The sequence below is a fragment of the Ruegeria sp. AG7 genome (genome assembly GCF_056541545.1).
Window position 1 is genome coordinate 500,799 of sequence record NZ_JBQFYP010000001.1, and the last position, 19,023, is coordinate 519,821.

Genomic DNA, 19,023 nt, shown 5'->3' on the forward strand with positions numbered 1-19,023 from the left:
ATATGAATGATCCTATCGGCGATATGCTCACCCGTATCCGCAACGCGCAAATGCGCGGCAAATCCACCGTATCCACTCCGGCGTCAAAGCTGCGTGTTTGGGTTCTGGACGTGCTGGCGGACGAAGGCTACATCCGTGGCTATGAAAAGACGACCGGCGAAAACGGTCATCCGGCCATCGAAATCAGCCTGAAATACTACGAAGGCACCCCTGTCATTCGCGAACTGAAGCGGGTTTCGAAACCCGGTCGCCGCGTATACATGGGCGTCAATGACATCCCGCAGGTCCGTCAGGGTCTGGGCGTGTCGATTGTCAGCACTCCGAAAGGTGTGATGTCGGACGCAAACGCTCGCTCCAACAATGTTGGCGGCGAAGTGCTCTGCACCGTCTTCTAAGGAGGTCTGCAATGTCTCGTATTGGTAAAAAACCGGTCGAGCTGCCCAGCGGCGTAACCGCCTCTGTGTCGGGTCAGACCATCGAAGTCAAAGGTCCGAAAGGCACCCGCAGCTTCACCGCCACCGACGACGTAACGCTGTCGGTTGAGGACAACGTGGTCAAGATCGACCCTCGCGGCATGTCCAAGCGTGCCCGCCAGCAGTGGGGCATGAGCCGCACCATGGTTGCCAACCTGGTAACCGGTGTGACTGAAGGCTTCAAAAAAGAGCTGGAGATCCAGGGTGTTGGTTACCGGGCGCAGATGCAGGGCAACACCCTGAAGCTGAACCTGGGCTATAGCCACGATGTTGATTTCACGGCTCCGGAAGGTGTCACCATCACCGCACCGAAGCAGACCGAAATCGTTGTGGAAGGTATCGACCAGCAGCTGGTGGGCGAAACCGCGGCCAAAATCCGCGAGTGGCGCCGCCCCGAGCCGTACAAAGGCAAGGGCATCCGCTATAAGGGCGAGTTCATCTTCCGCAAGGAAGGCAAGAAGAAGTAAGGACGCAGACAATGGCAAACAGCAAAAGAACCCTGTTTCTGAAGCGCCGCCTGCGCGTTCGGAACAAACTTCGCAAGGTCAACGCGGGTCGTCCGCGCCTGTCCGTACACCGTTCGAACAAGAACATCTCTGTTCAGCTGATCGACGACGTACGTGGCGTGACCCTGGCCTCGGCCTCGACCCTGGAAAAAGATCTGGGTGTTGTTGGCAAGAACAACGTCGAAGCGGCGACGAAAGTCGGCGCGGCCATCGCCGAGCGTGCCAAGAAGGCAGGCGTCGAAGAGGCCTATTTCGATCGTGGCGGCTTCCTGTTCCACGGCAAAGTGAAGGCTGTCGCCGACGCTGCGCGTGAAGGTGGCCTGAAGATCTGATGGTGTGCCGGGCTGAAGCCCGGCCTACCGGATACGACGCCGTAGGCCGGGCTTCAGCCCGGCACCGGCACTTTGAAGGCGGGTCCGCCCGCCTCGATGATCGGGGAGCCCCAGAATGTCATTCACGGGTTCACTTCGATTGAGTAATTGGCGCCGCAAGCGCCTCTAGAGGAAAAGGGATGCCAAATGGCAGAACGTGAAAACCGTCGGGGCCGTGGCCGCGACCGTGAAGAAACACCGGAATTTGCAGATCGCCTGGTCGCAATCAACCGCGTGTCGAAAACCGTAAAAGGTGGTAAGCGCTTTGGCTTCGCCGCTCTGGTGGTTGTCGGCGATCAGAAAGGCCGCGTCGGCTTTGGCAAGGGTAAAGCGAAAGAAGTACCTGAGGCCATCCGCAAGGCGACTGAGCAAGCCAAGCGTCAGATGATCCGCGTGCAGCTGCGCGAAGGTCGGACCCTGCACCACGACATCGAGGGCCGTCACGGCGCCGGTAAAGTGGTTATGCGCGCCGCGCCTGAAGGTACCGGTATCATCGCCGGTGGTCCGATGCGTGCCGTGTTCGAAATGCTGGGCGTCAAGGACGTTGTGTCCAAGTCGCTGGGCTCGCAGAACCCGTACAACATGATCCGCGCCACCATCGACGGCCTGCAGAAAGAGCAGAGCCCGCGTTCGGTTGCCGCACGTCGTGGCAAAAAGGTTGCTGACATCCTGCCCAAGCGGGACGAAGCACCGGCTGCTGCTGAAGCAGAAGCAGAAGCATAAGGAGAGCACGTCATGGCAAAAACCATCGTCGTCAAACAGGTCGGTTCGCCGATCCGTCGCCCCGCCGAACAGCGCGCAACCCTGATCGGCCTGGGCCTGAACAAGATGCACAGAACCCGTGAGCTGGAGGATACTCCTTCGGTGCGCGGCATGATCCGCAAGATCCCGCATCTGGTAGAGATCATCGAAGAACGCGGCTAAGCCCGCCTTCATCGGAAAGAACAAAAACGCCTCCGGTAAATTCGGGGGCGTTTATTGTTGGCACTTCAGCTTCTTGGGGATTCCTTCCTCCAACCCGGATTTCTGGAGCGCCATGTTCAGATTGATCTGTATCAATGACCAATTGGATTATGATGGGCTATCCAGCGTGTTTCACGCAGGAGGTTCTTGAAGTGAGTGCGGATAAGACAGGACGGATCGTTTGGCATGACCTCTTTACGCCTGATCTGAACGCTTCCGAGGCTTTCTATGGCCGTGTAGCATCGTGGGATTTCATTAAGGAAAGCACAGAAGACTATGTCTGGGGCCGGGGAAAGGGGGAATTCACTCTTGCTCTTTTGAATGGGGAAGCCGGAAGTGGATTTACCAAGACTCCAGCGGGCTTTGATGCCGGCTGGCTTCCCTATTTCGAGGTTCCCGATGTTGACAAGTATTCAAAGCGTGCCGAGAAGCTGGGCGCACATATCATTCGGCGCCCCTTTGATGTGCCCGGCGTCGGTCGAAACTGCCTATTGTTGGACCCCTTGGGAGCCAGGTTTGGCATTTCCGTTTCACAACACGATTACCCGATACCTACACAACAGTTCACAACAGAGGTTTATCTGAGCGAAGGCCCAGAGTTTCCAGTTGAATTCTACCAATCGTTGTTTGATCGAACAACTTCGAAAACGGATGGCCCAGGCGCGGCCGGGCCAGGTCCGTGGCTTACACATATTCCTGTGGTTGCTTCACCAGATATAAAGATACGTGAAAGATGCGCCTGGCTACCCGGAATTAAGGTCACCGCTATCGAGGATGCGGTACGTGATGCTTTGACGCTTGGAGCGTCCGAAGTGCGTGTTCGATCACGGCAAAGCGCGCAGCATGCACCGCGTGTGTTTCGTGATCCGACGGGACTTTATTTTGCATTTCATCAGGTCGGTCCGGTTTTAGGAGCAAACTGAAAGTCGCTGCAAACCGCAGATGGCCATCGCGTCGACCTGCAGTTCAACTGCAAAATTCATGCCAATAGGAACAGGAACCAGGCTACGAGCAATCCAACCAGCGAAAGTTATTCGCCGCATGCATACCGGCTAGACCAAAATCTGCGTTGTTAGCGATAGCAAACGCTCCTATCTCTGCCTTGTCCAATGAAGGAACTCAAAAGGAAACGTCAGGGAATACGCCCTGATACGAGAAAGGAATACAGAGATGACAACTGCGACACTGACCCATACCGGCTTCAACTTCGGCACCCGGATCGCTGACATGATCACACGGATCAAAACAGCCCGCGCTCGTGCTGCTGAGTATCAGCGCACCTATACCGAGTTGCAGCGTCTGAGCAACCGTGAGCTGGACGATATCGGCATCCGCCGCTGCGACATCGCAGATATCGCGCACCGGCACGTATATTGCTCATAACCACGCACACAATTAAAACGACCCAAAGGCGCCTTAACGGCGCCTTTTCTATATCCGTTGCAGGCTCTGCCCCGCTTGCAGGCCGCTCAGAGGCCGCCAGAGGGTGCGATGGCTGTTGAGGCGGCCAATGAGCCCGAAACGTCAGAACCGCCCTGAGGCGACCGCTGGAGGGCGTGTGACCGCCCTGCCCTGACGCGCGTCCCCAGCTTCGACGCCTGAAACGAAATCGGCCCCGGCGGAGTGATCCACCGGGGCCGTAAAGTGTCGCTAAAAGCTTCGGATCAGAGACCGGTGCTTACGTCGATTGTGTTACCCTCTTCCAGGGTCACATATGCTTTCTTGACGTCCTTCCGACGGCCCAGCTGGCCGCGGAACCGCTTGACCTTGCCTTTGGTCACGGTGGTGTTCACCGCCTTGACCTTCACACCAAACAGCGCCTCAACGGCCTCTTTGATCTGCGGCTTGTTGCTTTCGATCGCCACTTCAAAGACAACCGCGCCATTTTCGGACGCCATGGTCGACTTTTCGGTGATGATCGGCTTGCGGATCACGTCGTAGTGTTCTGCCTTCGCGCTCATTTCAGACGAGCCTCCAGTGCTTCGACAGCCGCTTTGGTGAGCACCAGGGTGTCACGCTTGAGGATGTCATAAACGTTTGCACCCATCGACGGCAGGATATCCAGACCTTCGATGTTGCGCGACGCCTTCAGGAACCCTTCGTTCACGGTCGCGCCGTCGATGACCAGAGCGCGTTTCCAGCCCAGGTTTGCAACCTGTTTGGCCAGTGCGGCGGTCTTGCCTTCTGCTTCGGCGTTCTCGATCACAACCAGTTCACCTGCTTTGGCTTTTGCCGACAGAGCATGGCGCAGGCCAAGCTTGCGGAACTTCTTCGGCAGGTCGTGGCCGTGCGAACGAGGGGTCGGGCCCTTGTAAACACCACCCTTGCGGAAGATCGGTGCGTTACGGTCACCATGGCGTGCGCCACCGGTGCCCTTCTGGCGATAGATCTTCTTGGTCGAGTAGCTGGTTTCCGAGCGGGTCTTGACCTTGTGGGTGCCGGCCTGCGCATTGTTGCGCTGCCAACGGACCACACGGTGCAGGATGTCCGCGCGCGGCTCGAGGCCGAACAGGTCTGCATCCAGCTCGATGTCGCCGGCCTTGCCGCCGTCCAGTTTGATTACATCAAGTTTCATGCTTCACCACCTTCCGCGGATACTTCTTCCGCAGGTGCTTCGGTTGCAGCCGATTTCACAGCAGCCGGGAAAGGCAGGCCTTCCGGTGCTTTCTTCTTCACGGCGTCCTTGACGGTGACCCAGCCCGATTTCGGTCCGGGAACGGCGCCTTTGATGAAGACCAGACCACGGTCGGCGTCGGTTTTGACAACCTCGAGGTTCTGGGTGGTAACACGGGCAGCACCCATGTGACCGGCCATCTTCTTGCCTTTGAACACCTTGCCCGGATCCTGACACTGACCCGTTGAGCCGTGCGAACGGTGGCTGATCGACACACCGTGCGAGGCGCGCAGACCACCGAAGTTGTGGCGCTTCATCGCACCGGCAAAGCCTTTACCGATCGAGGTGCCCGACACGTCAACCTTCTGACCAGCCAGGAAGTGCTCGGCCGAGATTTCGGCACCTACTTCGATCAGGCCATCTTCGGAGACGCGGAACTCGGCCAGCTTGCGCTTGGGCTCGACCTTGGCAGCGGCGTAGTGGCCGCGCATGGCCTTCGAGGTGCGTTTTGCCTTGGCAGCACCAGCGCCCAGCTGAACGGCGGTGTAGCCGTCTTTTTCAGCGGTCCGCTGTGCAACAACCTGCAGGTTGTCCAGGTGAAGAACGGTCACAGGGATCTGCTTGCCGTCTTCCATGAACAGGCGGGTCATGCCAACTTTTTTTGCGATAATACCAGAGCGCATAATCTATACCCTCCGATCTTACGACTGCAGCTTGATCTCGACATCCACACCAGCAGCCAGGTCGAGCTTCATCAGCGCGTCCACGGTCTGGGGGGTCGGATCAACGATGTCGAGCAGACGCTTGTGCGTGCGGATCTCGAACTGGTCGCGGGATTTCTTGTCAACGTGAGGGCCACGGAGAACCGTGAACTTCTCGATCTTGTTCGGCAGCGGGATCGGGCCACGCACGTTCGCGCCGGTCCGCTTGGCAGTGTTGACGATCTCTTGCGTGCTGGCATCCAGAACGCGATAGTCAAATGCCTTCAGCCGAATACGGATATTTTGGCTTTGCATAGTAACAGCCTTTTATCAGGCGTTGAGGTTGAGAGGAGGACAGACGCGCATCGCCAACCCTCATCGAACCCAAAAGGCGGGAATCATCCCGCCTTGATGTTCTTGTTGAGAACCTGCGCGTATTAGTGGGGTTGGCGGGGTTTGACAAGGGGCAAACGTCACAAAGAACACCGTTTTATTCGCCGCCAGACACGCCATTGGTTAGCCATGCGTCTTCTACCTTCATCCCTTGGTAAACCGCATGCAGATACAGATGGGCAATCACAGGATCATTTGAGAACGGCGAGTAATCCAATTTGCCCTCTCGGACACCCACTTCGGCTTCATAAACAATCTCGTCGCCCTTCACGGTTACAAGCACTTCTAGTTCCGCCAGTGTTTCTGGGTCAACGGATGTGGGGTCGTCTGACAGGATCACGAAATCCGCAACTTTGCCAACCTCAATGGACCCCTTTTCATCTTCCTCGAAATGCTGCCAAGCGGGCCAGATTGTCATGGCTTTCAAGGCAGTCATAACATCGACCCTTTGATGCGGCCCCAAAATATCTCCAGAGCGTGTGCGTCGAGTAACCGTCGCAGCAAGAACACGCATGCTATCTGGAAAGGCCACCGGGGCATCGTGGTGTGTGCCAAACATCATGTCCCGCTCGAGCAGCCATCCTGTGGGTGAGATATTGTCTGCATTGACCGGCCCAACGGTGTGATCACGATGCCAATCCCCCCAGTAAAACGTGTGCATCGGGAAAAGCGATGGGAATACGCCGAGGCGTTTAAAACTCGCAACCTGATCCTCTCTTAGAAACTGACCGTGGATCAGAACCGGACGATTCCCCGGGTCGCCATACTTCATCTGTGCCTCTTCGAGAGCTGCTATCAGCATGTCAGAAGCCCCTTCCCCGTTAGAGTGCACAAGGATTTGGAACCCATTTTCGTAACACCAATTAACGGCGTCCTGTAGCTGCTCCATCGTAATAGCAGCATACCCTGAATAACCGGCGGAGTAGCTTCCGACTGGATCATAATAGGGCCGATCCCTCAAAGCCGTGAAACCCTGAGGCGAGCCGTCAATCGTTAGCTTGCAGCCCCCGACCCGAACCCGGTCGTCGTAGTTCTTGGAGGTGTTTGCACCTATATATTCCCTAGCCTCAAGAACATCCGGGAAGGCTACCACGTCAATTGGGAGCCCATCTTCGGCGGCAACTTTCTTGAGAACGTCAACAATTTCTCCTGAGGTTCGGCCTTCTTGTCCGGTCGTGTATCCAAACTGTGCCCAAAGTTCGGTTCCAGCTTTGGCAAATGCCGCCAGGCCTTCTTCACCCAGATTTCCCAACATGGGCACAAGGACCGAAAAGAACGCATACTCTTCCAGAACACCGTTTGGCTCACCGGCGTCATCGCGTTGAATCACTCCGCCCGGAGGGGCTTTTGAAGCGGCTGTGATGCCTGCCAACTCTAGAGCTTTCGAGTTTGCTACTCCCAAATGCCCGGACTGATGAACGATAACGACCGGCAAGTCCTCAGACACAATGTCCAGTTCTTGCCGCGTAGGGTGGCGCAGTTCCTTTAATTGAGCATTGTCGTAACCAAAGCCGATGATCATTTTGACCTGTTCAACGGCTTGCGCATTTTCGTCGGCCCAGTCAGTCAACGTGGCTTGCAGACTGGCGATATCAACGACTTTCCCATCAGGCGGCGCAAGAAGGTTGGCGGACAATGCCTGCAACCCCCCCATGACCACATGACCGTGGCTATCTACAAAACCCGGAAGCATCGCGCGGCCTTCCAGGTCAAACGTTTCGGTTTCTTCACCGCGATGCATCGACAAATCAGACAACGACCCCACAGCAAGAACGCGTCCGTCTTTGACTGCGACCGCTTCAGCGGACGGAGCCTTATCGTTCATCGTTAACACAGGCCCTCCGAGATAAATCCTGTCCGCGATCTGCTGTGCGGACGCTGATGTGGATAAATAAACAAGTGCAGCAACTAGACCAACTGAACGCGCCAATAAGTGCATGCTGTGACCTCTTTCTAATTGTGATGCCTCAATATGAGAGAAGTAGCATTACAATCAGCTTAGGCAAAAACGAAAAAAGGGCGTCCCGAGGGAAGCCCTTTTCGTTGGTTCATTCGCTTGTGCGAATTATTCAGTAATCTTCGACACGACGCCGGCGCCGACGGTGCGGCCGCCTTCGCGGATGGCGAAGCGCAGGCCCTGCTCCATCGCGATCGGTGCGATCAGTTCAACGCCGAACGACACGTTGTCGCCGGGCATGACCATCTCGGTGCCTTCCGCCAGGGTCACGGTGCCGGTCACGTCAGTCGTACGGAAGTAGAACTGCGGACGGTAGTTCGCGAAGAACGGGGTGTGACGGCCGCCTTCTTCCTTGGTCAGGATATAGGCTTCGGCTTCGAACTTGGTGTGCGGTGTCACCGAACCCGGCTTACACAGAACCTGGCCACGCTCAACGCCGTCACGATCCACACCACGCAGCAGGGCGCCGATGTTGTCGCCCGCTTCACCGCGGTCCAGCAGCTTGCGGAACATTTCAACGCCGGTGCAGGTGGTTTTGCTGGTGTCGCGGATGCCGACGATTTCAATCTCGTCGCCAACGTTGATCACGCCACGCTCGATACGGCCGGTCACAACGGTACCACGGCCCGAGATCGAGAACACGTCTTCGATCGGCATCAGGAACGGCTGGTCAACAGCACGCTCGGGCGTGTCGATATATTCGTCAACAGCCGCCATCAGCTCGCGGATCTTGTTCTCGCCGATTTCAGGGTCACGGCCTTCCATCGCGGCCAGAGCCGAACCTGCGATGATCGGAATATCGTCGCCGGGGTATTCATACGAAGACAGCAGCTCGCGGATTTCCATTTCCACCAGTTCCAGCAGCTCTTCGTCGTCAACCTGGTCAACCTTGTTCATGAACACGACCATCTTCGGGATGCCAACCTGGCGGCCCAGCAGGATGTGCTCGCGGGTCTGCGGCATCGGGCCGTCCGCGGCGTTCACAACCAGGATCGCGCCGTCCATCTGAGCAGCACCGGTGATCATGTTCTTGACGTAATCGGCGTGGCCGGGGCAGTCGACATGCGCATAGTGGCGCGCGTCGGTCTCGTATTCCACATGCGCGGTCGAGATGGTGATGCCGCGGGCTTTCTCTTCCGGCGCGCCGTCAATCTGGTCATACGCCTTGAAGTCACCAAAATACTTGGTGATCGCTGCGGTCAGCGTCGTCTTACCATGGTCAACATGCCCAATCGTGCCGATGTTGACGTGCGGTTTTGTACGCTCAAACTTTTCCTTTGCCATGATGGCCTCCTTTTTCTGTAATGAAGGGAGCCCCGGAACGGCGCTCCCTCAAATCGTCGCTTATGCGTATTTCGCCTGGATCTCGTCCGAGATGTTTTGCGGAACCGGATCGTAGTGGTCGAACTGCATGGTGAACTGGGCACGGCCCGACGACATCGAACGCAGGGTGTTGATGTAGCCGAACATGTTCGCCAGCGGAACAAACGCGTCGATCGCGATTGCGTTGCCGCGGGATTCCTGACCCGACACCTGGCCCCGACGCGAAGTCAGGTCACCGATGATACCGCCGGTGTATTCTTCCGGGGTGATCACTTCGACCTTCATGATCGGTTCCAGCAGCTTCGCGCCAGCTTTGCGCATGCCTTCACGCATACACATACGGGCCGCGATTTCGAACGCCAGAACGCTCGAGTCTACGTCGTGGAACTTACCGTCCAGCAGGGCAACCTTGAAGTCGATTACCGGGAAGCCAGCCAGAGGGCCGCTGTCCATGACCGAGTTGATGCCTTTTTCAACACCGGGGATGTATTCCTTAGGAACGGCACCACCCACGATGCGGCTTTCGAACGAGTAACCTTCGCCTGCCTCGGTGGGCTGGATCTCCAGCTTGACTTCAGCGAACTGACCCGAACCACCCGACTGTTTCTTGTGGGTGTAGGTGTGTTCGACCGGCATCGAGATGGTTTCACGATAAGCCACCTGAGGCGCACCGATGTTGGCTTCGACCTTGAACTCGCGCTTGAGACGGTCCACCAGGATGTCCAGGTGAAGTTCGCCCATGCCCTTCATGATGGTCTGACCCGATTCCAGGTCGGTTTCCACGCGGAAGGACGGGTCTTCGGCGGCCAGACGGGCCAGACCCTGAGACATCTTTTCCTGGTCGCCCTTGGTTTTGGGCTCGACCGCGATCTCGATCACCGGATCGGGGAAGGTCATGGTTTCCAGAACCACCGGATCCTTCGGATCGCAGAGGGTGTCACCGGTGGTGGTGTCTTTCAGACCCGCCAGCGCGATGATGTCGCCTGCAAACGCTTCTTCGATCTCTTCCCGGTTGTTGGAGTGCATCATCATCATACGACCGATGCGCTCTTTCTTGCCTTTGGTCGAGTTCAGGATCGAGTCGCCCTTCTGCATGGTGCCCGAATAAACGCGGGTGAAGGTCAGCGAACCGACGAAGGGGTCGTTCATGATTTTGAACGCCAGACCCGAGAAGGCCATGTCGTCATCGGCACGACGTGCGATGTTACGAACTTCTTCCTCGTCGCCGGGTTTGAAGCCCATGTAATCAACAACGTCCAGCGGGCTGGGCAGGTAGTCGATCACAGCGTTGAGCAGCGGCTGAACGCCTTTGTTCTTGAACGCCGAGCCACCCAGAACCGGAACGAAATGCAGCGCCAGCGTACCTTTGCGCAGCAGTTTGCGCAGGGTCGGAACGTCGGGCTCTTCGCCTTCCAGATAGGCCATCATCGCGTCGTCGTCTTCTTCGACGGCCGCTTCGATCATCTTGCCGCGCCATTCGTCAGCCATGTCTTTCAGGCTGTCACGGATCGGAGCTTTGACCCAGCTTGCACCAAGGTCTTCGCCCTGCCACAGCCACTCTTCCATGGTGACGAGGTCAACCAGGCCTTCCAGCTCGGTTTCGGCACCGATCGGAATACCAACCGGAACAGCACGTGCGCCGGTGCGGTCTTCGATCATGCGAACGCAGTTGAAGAAGTCTGCGCCGATCTTGTCCATCTTGTTGACGAAAACCATACGCGGAACCTTGTAGCGGTCAGCCTGACGCCACACGGTTTCGGTCTGGGGTTCAACACCGGCGTTTGCGTCCAGAACGCAGACGGCACCGTCGAGAACCGCCAGCGAGCGTTCAACTTCGATGGTGAAGTCAACGTGGCCGGGGGTGTCGATGATGTTCAGGCGGTGCTTAGGCGTGTCAGCATTCTGACCGTCTTCGGTGCGTTCCCAGAAGGTGGTAGTTGCAGCCGAAGTGATGGTGATGCCGCGTTCCTGCTCCTGCTCCATCCAGTCCATGGTGGCTGCACCATCGTGCACCTCACCGATGTTGTGGGATTTACCAGTGTAATACAGGATACGCTCCGAGCAGGTGGTCTTACCTGCGTCGATGTGCGCCATGATACCGAAGTTACGGTATAGTTCGAGCGGATATTCGCGTGCCATTTGGATAAGCCTCTGGGATTACCAACGGTAATGGCTGAAGGCTTTGTTCGCCTCGGCCATCTTGTGGGTGTCTTCGCGCTTCTTCACGGCGGTACCGCGGGACTGTACAGCGTCCAGCAGCTCACCGGCGAGGCGTTCTTCCATGGTGTTTTCATTGCGGCCGCGCGCAGCGGTGATCAGCCAGCGGATGGCCAGTGCTTCGCGGCGCTCGGGGCGGACTTCGACCGGAACCTGATAGGTTGCACCACCAACCCGGCGCGAGCGAACCTCGACCGACGGTTTGATGTTGTCGAGTGCTTCGTGGAACACTTCGACGGGCGCGCGCTTGATCTTGCTTTCGACGCGGTCAAAGGCGTTGTAGACGATGCGCTCGGCGACCGACTTCTTGCCGTCGATCATCAGGTTGTTCATGAATTTGGTCAGAACCTTATCGCCAAACTTGGCGTCAGGCAGGACTTCGCGTTTTTCGGCGGCGTGACGACGTGACATATCAGCCTCTCCTTCTTACTTGGGACGCTTCGCGCCGTATTTCGAACGGCGTTGCTTACGGTCTTTGACGCCCTGAGTATCCAGAACACCGCGCAGGATGTGGTAACGCACACCGGGAAGGTCTTTCACACGGCCGCCACGGATCAGAACAACCGAGTGTTCCTGAAGGTTGTGGCTTTCACCGGGGATGTACGAGATGACCTCGAACCCGTTGGTCAGGCGCACTTTGGCAACCTTACGCATAGCCGAGTTCGGTTTCTTCGGTGTGGTGGTGTAAACACGTGTGCAGACGCCGCGTTTCTGCGGGCACTGCTCCAGGTGCATGGACTTCGAGCGTTTTACTTTGGGCTGCCGCGGTTTGCGGATCAGCTGTTGAATAGTTGGCATTCCGGTTTCTTCCCCGTTTGCAACACACATGACATGCACGCAACTGGCGTGCGGCTAACTTCGCTGCGCTGATGCGTCCACAAGCGCAAAACCCACGAGCGTTCCCATTCCGAGGTGAACGTCGCGGTTGTTTCTCAGAGGGCGCGAACTGCAAAATTGTCCGGGCCTTGACCAGCTCATTACTGGAATCGGCTATGGGGCGGCCCCCGGCACCGAGATGACGCGCGTAATAGGGGGAGTCGGCCCGAGTGTCAACAGCACGATACCGGTTGCCCGGCAATTGGCTGATCCGGGCCGTGCCGATATGGGTGCGCAGGCTCAACCGGGTTCATAAAACCGCCTTGCACCAGAAGCGCCAATGTTGAGCTGAACCCGCAACCGGAGGCCGGGTTTCGCCTTCGGATAACCAGTGTTCAGAGCTTTGTCACGCAGGTTCACGCCGCTTCCCGACGCGCGCGTTCCCGGAACAGCGTAAACAGTCCGGCGGCCACGATCAGTGTCGCACCCAGCATGGTCAGGCCGTCGGGCCATTCATCGAATACGGCCCAGCCCAACCCCAGGGCCCAGATCAGGCTGGAATAGCGAAACGGCGCGATGAACCCGACATCGCCCTGACGCATGACCATGACGCTGAACAGATAGCCCATCAGGACGAACACGGCCGCCGCTGCAACCAAAGAACCCGCAGCGCCGGAAACCGGAACCCATCCTTCGAACACCGAAGCAATCGCGGCGGCCACCGTGATGGAAAGAGACGTCGCCAGTGTCACCACCATTGACGGAACCTGGGGCGACATGCGTCGCGTCACCAGATCGCGAACCGTGATCGAAGCCACTGCGATCAGCGCGTAGATGGAATACAGGCTGAAGCCGTCAGGTCCGGGCCTGACGATCAGAACCATGCCGCCAAAACCAATGGCAATCGCCAATATGCGCCGCCAGCCGACCTGTTCGGAAAAGACCAGCGCCGCGCCCAGCGTCACGGTCAGAGGCAGCGCCTGCAGAATGGCCGTCACATTGGCAAGCGGCATGTTCTTGAGCGCTGTCAGGAAAAAGAAGGTAGCCGACAGTTCGGCCAGACTGCGCAGCGCAACCAGCCACCGGTCGTGGTTTGAGAAATTGAGGTGCAGCGCCCCCAGATAGCGGGCAAGACCATAGACAAGGAAAACGGCCAGAACGCCCCGCATGGCCACGAGTTGGAACAATGGCAGTTCCCGAAGCGCGACCTTGACCAAAGTGTCGTTCAGGGTGAAGGCCGCCATGCTGCCCATCATCAGCAAGGCACCTTTGGTGTTTGGGTTCATGTCAGATTTGGCCCTGCGCAGAGTGATCGGGCCATTGGCCCAATCGGACAGCCGCCTGTCAACGCATCAAATCAGATCAGCGCAAGAATTACGCTCCGACGCGTTGGGAGCGGGTCGAAAACGCCTTCTGAGCCCCTATCAGAGACCAGAGACCCGACCACCTCCGATCCCTTCCACAGCCACCCCGGCGCTGAGCATGTGCGTTGCGATCAACCCGCCGGACATGTCCAGAACGCCAAGCTGGTTGCCGTTCTGAAGCGCAACATAAAGCTCGCGGCGTTTGGAATTGATGCCAAGGCCAAAGCGTTCGATCTGCACCGCTGCGCCGACCGATGGATTGGTCGCCCGGATTGTCCTAAGCACCGTGCCGTTCAAATCCACCTCGGCGATCAGGCGATTTCGGATGAACAGCACATAAAGCGTGCCGGTCGTTTCGTCAAAGGCCAGCCCGCCAATCGGCCCCTGTGGCTGGCTAAGGGTTATGTTGCGCACGAATTGCCCGTCGCGGGTCAGTTCCGCGATCATCACCCCGTTCGGATGGTCGAGGAACAGATGCCCGTCGCTGCCCCGAATGGCCAGCCCGCACTCCTGTATGGGAAACTCGTCAGGTGTGATGCCACCGCATCCGGCCGGAACCCGCTGTGCCGCAAAGGTACGCAGGACACGGCCATTTCGGTCCAACTCCTGTAGTTGGGTGCCGGGAAGATTACGCAGGAAGATCCGCCGTCGCGGCTCATCATAAGCCAGCCCGACGATCGAGCCGGATATCGGGATCAGGCGCGTCGTGCCGTTCGGGATCACGATCTCACGCGATGGCTGGCCCGGTGGCATCCCCACATAGGCATAGTCCGTGCAGGCGGCCATCAGGCCCAGACCGAAAACCGAAAATACGCGCGACAACTTTGTGACAGCTCTCATCATCCACCCCCGTCACCTGTGTGAACTCATGGCGGATGGTAGCACAGTTTAGGCTAAACCAGAAAAACCCTACTGTTATTGCAGGTCTCATACGGCGAGCGCGATATTCCAGTGGTCTGGAACCGCCTTAAGCGTGGTGCGCGTTTCAGCCCTGCAAAAACGAAAGGCCCCGCGAAATCGCGGGGCCTTCCTAAACTTGTCAATCGGGCGATTACTCGCGGCTTTCGGGTGTTTCCACCAGAACGTCCAGCTCATCCCCGACCAGATCATCATCCATGATCGGCGCAGCCAGGGCAGCGGCCGCTTCGGCCTCTTCCCGGCGGGCTTCGATCACCACATTGTCGCGCGACTGCGCGATGTGGCGGACGGCCTGCGTGGCCCCACCGGTACCGGCGGGGATCAGGCGACCAACGATGACGTTCTCTTTCAGGCCGACCAGCTTGTCCTTTTTGCCCTGCACGGACGCTTCGGTCAGTACGCGGGTGGTTTCCTGGAACGACGCCGCCGAGATGAACGAACGCGTCTGCAACGAGGCCTTGGTGATCCCCAGAAGGATCGGCTCGCCCTGTGCCGGACGACCACCGCGGGCGATGGTCTTTTCGTTGGCTGCGTCGAACTCCTGCTTGTCGACATGTTCGCCTTTCAGCAGGGTGGTGTCGCCTGAATCCAGGATCTCCCACTTCTGCAGCATCTGGCGCACGATGACTTCGATGTGCTTGTCGTTGATCTTCACGCCTTGCAGACGATACACATCCTGCACTTCGTCGATCATGTAGTTCGCCAGCGCCTCGACACCCATGATGGACAGGATGTCATGCGGGGCCGGGTTACCGTCCATGATGTAGTCGCCCTTCTGTACGAAGTCGCCTTCGACAACAGGGATGTGCTTGCCCTTGGGTACCATGTACTCGATGGGTTCCAGTGACTCGTCAGCCGGTTCGATGCTGATGCGGCGCTTGTTCTTGTAGTCGCGGCCAAAGCGCACGTAACCATCGGCTTCTGCGATGATCGCGTGATCTTTCGGACGGCGGGCTTCGAACAGTTCGGCCACACGCGGCAGACCACCAGTGATGTCTTTGGTCTTGGCACCTTCACGCGGAATACGCGCAACAACGTCACCGGCTTCGATCTTCTGGCCATCTTCGACCGACAGGATCGCATCCACCGACATCGGATAGTGAACCGGGTTGCCCGCATCGTTGCGGACCGGTTCGCCATCGTCACCGACCAGAATGATCTCGGGCTTGAGGTCGCTGCCACGGGGGGCGGCGCGCCAGTCGATCACGATCTTCTGGGTCATGCCGGTTGCTTCGTCGGTCTCGTCACGGACGGCAAGGCCCGAAACCAGATCGACGTATTTGGTGGTACCGGCTTTCTCGGCGATGATCGGCAGGGTGTAGGGATCCCATTCGAACAGCTTGTCGCCGCGGGCCACCTTGGTGCCTTCCTTGACGAACAGCTTGGAGCCGTAGCCCAGCTTGTGGCTGGCGCGCTCTTCGCCGTGATCGTCCTTGATCACCAGCTTCATGTTGCGGCCCATGACAAGGCTTTCGCCTGCGGCATTGACCAGGATCTGCGGGTTCTCGAAGGATACGACGCCAGCCTGGCTGGCTTCCTGGAACGACTGCTGACCACCTTGCGCAACACCACCGATGTGGAAGGTCCGCATCGTCAGCTGTGTACCGGGTTCACCGATGGACTGGGCGGCGATGATGCCGACAGCCTCACCCGTGTTCACCATGGTACCGCGAGCAAGGTCACGACCGTAGCAGGTGGCACAGACGCCTTCCTCAGACTCGCAGGTCAGAGGTGAGCGGATGCGGGTCGACTGAACGCCCGCTTCGTCGATGGTGTCTGCCATACGTTCGTCGATCAGCTGACCAGCCGCAACAAGCACCTCATCCGTACCCGGACGCAGGATGTCATCGGCAGCCACGCGGCCCAGAATACGCTCGGCCAGCGAGGCGACAACTTCACCGTCGTTGACCGCAGCTTCGGCCGTGATCGCGCGTTCAGTGCCGCAGTCGATCTCGCGAACGATGCAGTCCTGTGCCACGTCCACCAGACGACGGGTCAGGTAACCCGAGTTCGCAGTTTTCAGAGCGGTATCCGACAGACCTTTACGGGCACCGTGGGTCGAGTTGAAGTATTCAAGAACGGTCAGACCTTCCTTGAAGTTCGAGATGATCGGCGTCTCGATGATGTCACCGTTCGGCTTGGCCATCAGGCCCCGCATACCGCCCAGCTGTTTCATCTGAGTGACCGAGCCCCGCGCACCGGAGTGAGCCATCATGTAAACCGAGTTCGGCTCCATGTCCGACCCGTCTTCGGCCTTGGCGACGTTCGAGATGGTGCTCATCATCGCCTCGGTCACGCGGTCGTTACACTTCGACCAGGCATCGACAACCTTGTTGTACTTTTCGCCCTGAGTGATCAGGCCGTCCATGTACTGCTGTTCGAAATCTTTCACCTGATCGCGGGTGTCATCAACGATGCCCCACTTGTCATCAGGAATGACCATGTCGTCCTTGCCGAACGAGATGCCCGCCCTGAACGCTTCTTTGAAGCCCATCGACATGATCTGGTCACAGAAGATAACCGACTCTTTCTGACCGCAGTAGCGGTAGACGGTGTCGATCACCTGCTGCACTTCTTTCTTCCGCAGCAGGCGGTTGACCAGATCGAACGGCGCCTTGTTGTTCATCGGCAGCAGGGCCCCCAGACGCAGACGGCCCGGAGTGGTTTCATAGCGCTTCTGAACTTCGTTGCCTTCTTCGTCGATCTGCGTGATCCGCGCGGTGATTTTGGTGTGCAGATGCACCTCACCCGCGTCCAGCGCGTGCTGAACTTCGTCGATCGAACCAAAGACCTTACCTTCGCCCGGCATGCCCGCACGTTCCAGCGACACATAGTACAGACCCAGGATCATGTCCTGCGACGGAACGATAATCGGCGCGCCGTTTGCAGGCGACAGAACGTTGTTCGTCGACATCATCAGTACGCGGGCTTCCAGCTGTGCCTCAAGGCTCAGCGGGACGTGAACGGCCATCTGGTCGCCGTCGAAGTCGGCGTTGAAGGCCGAACAGACCAGCGGGTGCAGCTGAATGGCTTTGCCTTCGATCAGAACCGGTTCGAACGCCTGAATGCCAAGACGGTGCAGCGTCGGCGCACGGTTCAGCATGACAGGGTGTTCGCGGATCACCTCGTCGAGGATATCCCACACTTCGGGACGCTCTTTCTCGACCAGCTTCTTCGCCTGTTTCACGGTCGAAGACAGACCCTTGGCTTCAAGGCGCGAGTAGATGAACGGCTTGAACAGTTCCAGCGCCATCTTCTTGGGCAGGCCACACTGGTGCAGCTTAAGCTCCGGACCAGTCACGATGACCGAACGGCCCGAGAAGTCGACGCGTTTCCCCAGAAGGTTCTGACGGAAGCGGCCCTGCTTGCCTTTCAGCATGTCCGACAGCGATTTCAGCGGGCGCTTGTTGGCGCCGGTGATCACGCGGCCACGACGGCCGTTGTCAAACAGAGCGTCCACGGATTCCTGCAACATCCGCTTTTCGTTGCGGACGATGATGTCAGGCGCACGCAGTTCGATCAGACGCTTGAGGCGGTTGTTCCGGTTGATCACGCGACGATACAGATCGTTCAGATCCGAGGTCGCAAAGCGGCCACCATCCAGCGGAACCAGTGGGCGCAGTTCCGGCGGGATGACCGGGATCACGGTCATGACCATCCATTCAGGTCGGTTGCCCGACTCGAGGAAGGATTCAACAACCTTCAGACGCTTGATGATCTTCTTGGGCTTCAGTTCGCCTGTGGCTTCGGCCAGATCAGCGCGCAGCTGCTCGGCTTCGGCTTCCAGATCGATCTGGGCCAGCATCTCACGGATGGCTTCGGCACCGATATTGGCGGTGAACGCGTCCATGCCAAAGGCATCCTGCGCGTCCATGTACTCTTCTTCGGTCAGCATCTGGCCGTAGGTCAGGTCGGTCAGACCGGGCTCGATAACGACGTAGTTTTCAAAGTACAGAACGCGTTCCAGATCGCGCAGCGTCATGTCCAGCATCAGACCGATGCGGGACGGCAGCGATTTCAGGAACCAGATGTGTGCAACGGGCGCGGCCAGTTCGATGTGGCCCATACGCTCGCGGCGGACTTTTTGCAGGGTGACTTCCACGCCGCATTTTTCGCAGACAACGCCGCGATACTTCATCCGTTTATATTTGCCGCACAGACATTCGTAATCTTTGATCGGGCCAAAGATACGTGCACAGAACAGACCGTCACGTTCAGGCTTGAACGTCCGGTAGTTGATGGTTTCGGGTTTCTTGATCTCACCATAGGACCAAGACAGGATCCGTTCGGGCGACGCCAGCGAGACTTTGATTTCGTCAAAGACCTTCGGGGGCGTCAGCGGGTTGAACGGGTTGTTGGTGATTTCCTGGTTCATTTTGATACCTCAAATTTTGCGGAAGGGGGGAC

General features: G+C 58.0%; 19 protein-coding genes. 7 read left to right on the top strand and 12 right to left on the bottom strand.

The window, feature by feature from the left end; all coding sequences use genetic code 11:
• Positions 1-2 precede the first annotated feature (2 nt).
• The 7 genes from rpsH (at position 3) to ACR0BF_RS02665 (ending at position 3,696) form a co-directional block, all read left to right on the top strand.
• Entirely contained in the window at positions 3-395 is a 393-nt protein-coding gene (gene rpsH, locus ACR0BF_RS02635) for a 30S ribosomal protein S8 (RefSeq protein WP_209505841.1), read from the top strand.
• Between the two features lie 11 nt (positions 396-406).
• Complete coding sequence (rplF, locus tag ACR0BF_RS02640; protein WP_039523384.1) at positions 407-940, top strand: 50S ribosomal protein L6; 534 nt, start codon at positions 407-409, stop codon at positions 938-940.
• 11 nt (positions 941-951) lie between these two features.
• Complete coding sequence (gene rplR, locus ACR0BF_RS02645; protein WP_010437103.1) at positions 952-1,311, top strand: 50S ribosomal protein L18; 360 nt, start codon at positions 952-954, stop codon at positions 1,309-1,311.
• Between the two features lie 186 nt (positions 1,312-1,497).
• Positions 1,498-2,073, top strand: coding sequence for a 30S ribosomal protein S5 (gene rpsE, locus ACR0BF_RS02650; RefSeq protein ID WP_480554841.1), 576 nt, complete (start codon positions 1,498-1,500; stop codon positions 2,071-2,073).
• A 12-nt stretch (positions 2,074-2,085) separates the two neighbouring features.
• Positions 2,086-2,274 carry a 50S ribosomal protein L30 gene (gene rpmD / locus ACR0BF_RS02655; RefSeq protein WP_267364815.1) on the top strand — a complete coding sequence of 63 codons (189 nt, stop codon included), beginning with the start codon at positions 2,086-2,088 and terminating at the stop codon, positions 2,272-2,274.
• A gap of 134 nt (positions 2,275-2,408) precedes the next feature.
• Positions 2,409-3,236, top strand: coding sequence for a VOC family protein (locus tag ACR0BF_RS02660; protein ID WP_480624208.1), 828 nt, complete (start codon positions 2,409-2,411; stop codon positions 3,234-3,236).
• Between the two features lie 247 nt (positions 3,237-3,483).
• A complete protein-coding gene (locus ACR0BF_RS02665; RefSeq protein WP_209505835.1) occupies positions 3,484-3,696 on the top strand; it encodes a DUF1127 domain-containing protein in 213 nt (70 codons plus the stop codon).
• Positions 3,697-3,977: 281 nt separating this feature from the next.
• Here ACR0BF_RS02665 and ACR0BF_RS02670 read toward each other — a convergent pair whose 3' ends face one another.
• The 12 genes from ACR0BF_RS02670 to rpoC form a co-directional block, all read right to left on the bottom strand.
• Positions 3,978-4,274, bottom strand: a complete 297-nt coding sequence (locus ACR0BF_RS02670; RefSeq protein WP_170609990.1) for a 50S ribosomal protein L23 — start codon at positions 4,272-4,274, stop codon at positions 3,978-3,980.
• Positions 4,271-4,888, bottom strand: coding sequence for a 50S ribosomal protein L4 (gene rplD, locus ACR0BF_RS02675; protein ID WP_480474058.1), 618 nt, complete (start codon positions 4,886-4,888; stop codon positions 4,271-4,273). Before rplD ends, ACR0BF_RS02670 begins: the two co-directional genes overlap by 4 nt.
• Positions 4,885-5,610, bottom strand: a complete 726-nt coding sequence (rplC, locus tag ACR0BF_RS02680) for a 50S ribosomal protein L3 (RefSeq protein WP_171638102.1) — start codon at positions 5,608-5,610, stop codon at positions 4,885-4,887. The genes rplD and rplC overlap by 4 nt, the downstream gene beginning before the upstream one ends.
• A gap of 18 nt (positions 5,611-5,628) precedes the next feature.
• A complete protein-coding gene (gene rpsJ / locus ACR0BF_RS02685) occupies positions 5,629-5,943 on the bottom strand; it encodes a 30S ribosomal protein S10 (protein ID WP_008756422.1) in 315 nt (104 codons plus the stop codon).
• 175 nt (positions 5,944-6,118) lie between these two features.
• The gene (locus ACR0BF_RS02690; protein WP_480484782.1) at positions 6,119-7,846 is read right to left on the bottom strand and encodes an amidohydrolase; all 1,728 of its coding nucleotides are present in this window, start codon (positions 7,844-7,846) and stop codon (positions 6,119-6,121) included.
• 240 nt (positions 7,847-8,086) lie between these two features.
• Complete coding sequence (gene tuf / locus ACR0BF_RS02695; RefSeq protein WP_480474060.1) at positions 8,087-9,262, bottom strand: elongation factor Tu; 1,176 nt, start codon at positions 9,260-9,262, stop codon at positions 8,087-8,089.
• A gap of 60 nt (positions 9,263-9,322) precedes the next feature.
• On the bottom strand, positions 9,323-11,440 hold the full coding sequence (fusA, locus tag ACR0BF_RS02700) for an elongation factor G (RefSeq protein ID WP_480474062.1): 2,118 nt from the start codon (positions 11,438-11,440) through the stop codon (positions 9,323-9,325).
• An 18-nt stretch (positions 11,441-11,458) separates the two neighbouring features.
• Positions 11,459-11,929, bottom strand: a complete 471-nt coding sequence (gene rpsG, locus ACR0BF_RS02705; RefSeq protein ID WP_093964348.1) for a 30S ribosomal protein S7 — start codon at positions 11,927-11,929, stop codon at positions 11,459-11,461.
• 15 nt (positions 11,930-11,944) lie between these two features.
• Positions 11,945-12,316, bottom strand: coding sequence for a 30S ribosomal protein S12 (rpsL, locus tag ACR0BF_RS02710; protein ID WP_005621086.1), 372 nt, complete (start codon positions 12,314-12,316; stop codon positions 11,945-11,947).
• A 434-nt stretch (positions 12,317-12,750) separates the two neighbouring features.
• Positions 12,751-13,620, bottom strand: a complete 870-nt coding sequence (locus ACR0BF_RS02715) for a DMT family transporter (RefSeq protein ID WP_480624209.1) — start codon at positions 13,618-13,620, stop codon at positions 12,751-12,753.
• 138 nt (positions 13,621-13,758) lie between these two features.
• On the bottom strand, positions 13,759-14,538 hold the full coding sequence (locus tag ACR0BF_RS02720; protein WP_480624210.1) for an SdiA-regulated/phytase-like domain-containing protein: 780 nt from the start codon (positions 14,536-14,538) through the stop codon (positions 13,759-13,761).
• Between the two features lie 211 nt (positions 14,539-14,749).
• Positions 14,750-18,991, bottom strand: a complete 4,242-nt coding sequence (gene rpoC, locus ACR0BF_RS02725) for a DNA-directed RNA polymerase subunit beta' (protein ID WP_480488900.1) — start codon at positions 18,989-18,991, stop codon at positions 14,750-14,752.
• Positions 18,992-19,023: the final 32 nt, after the last annotated feature.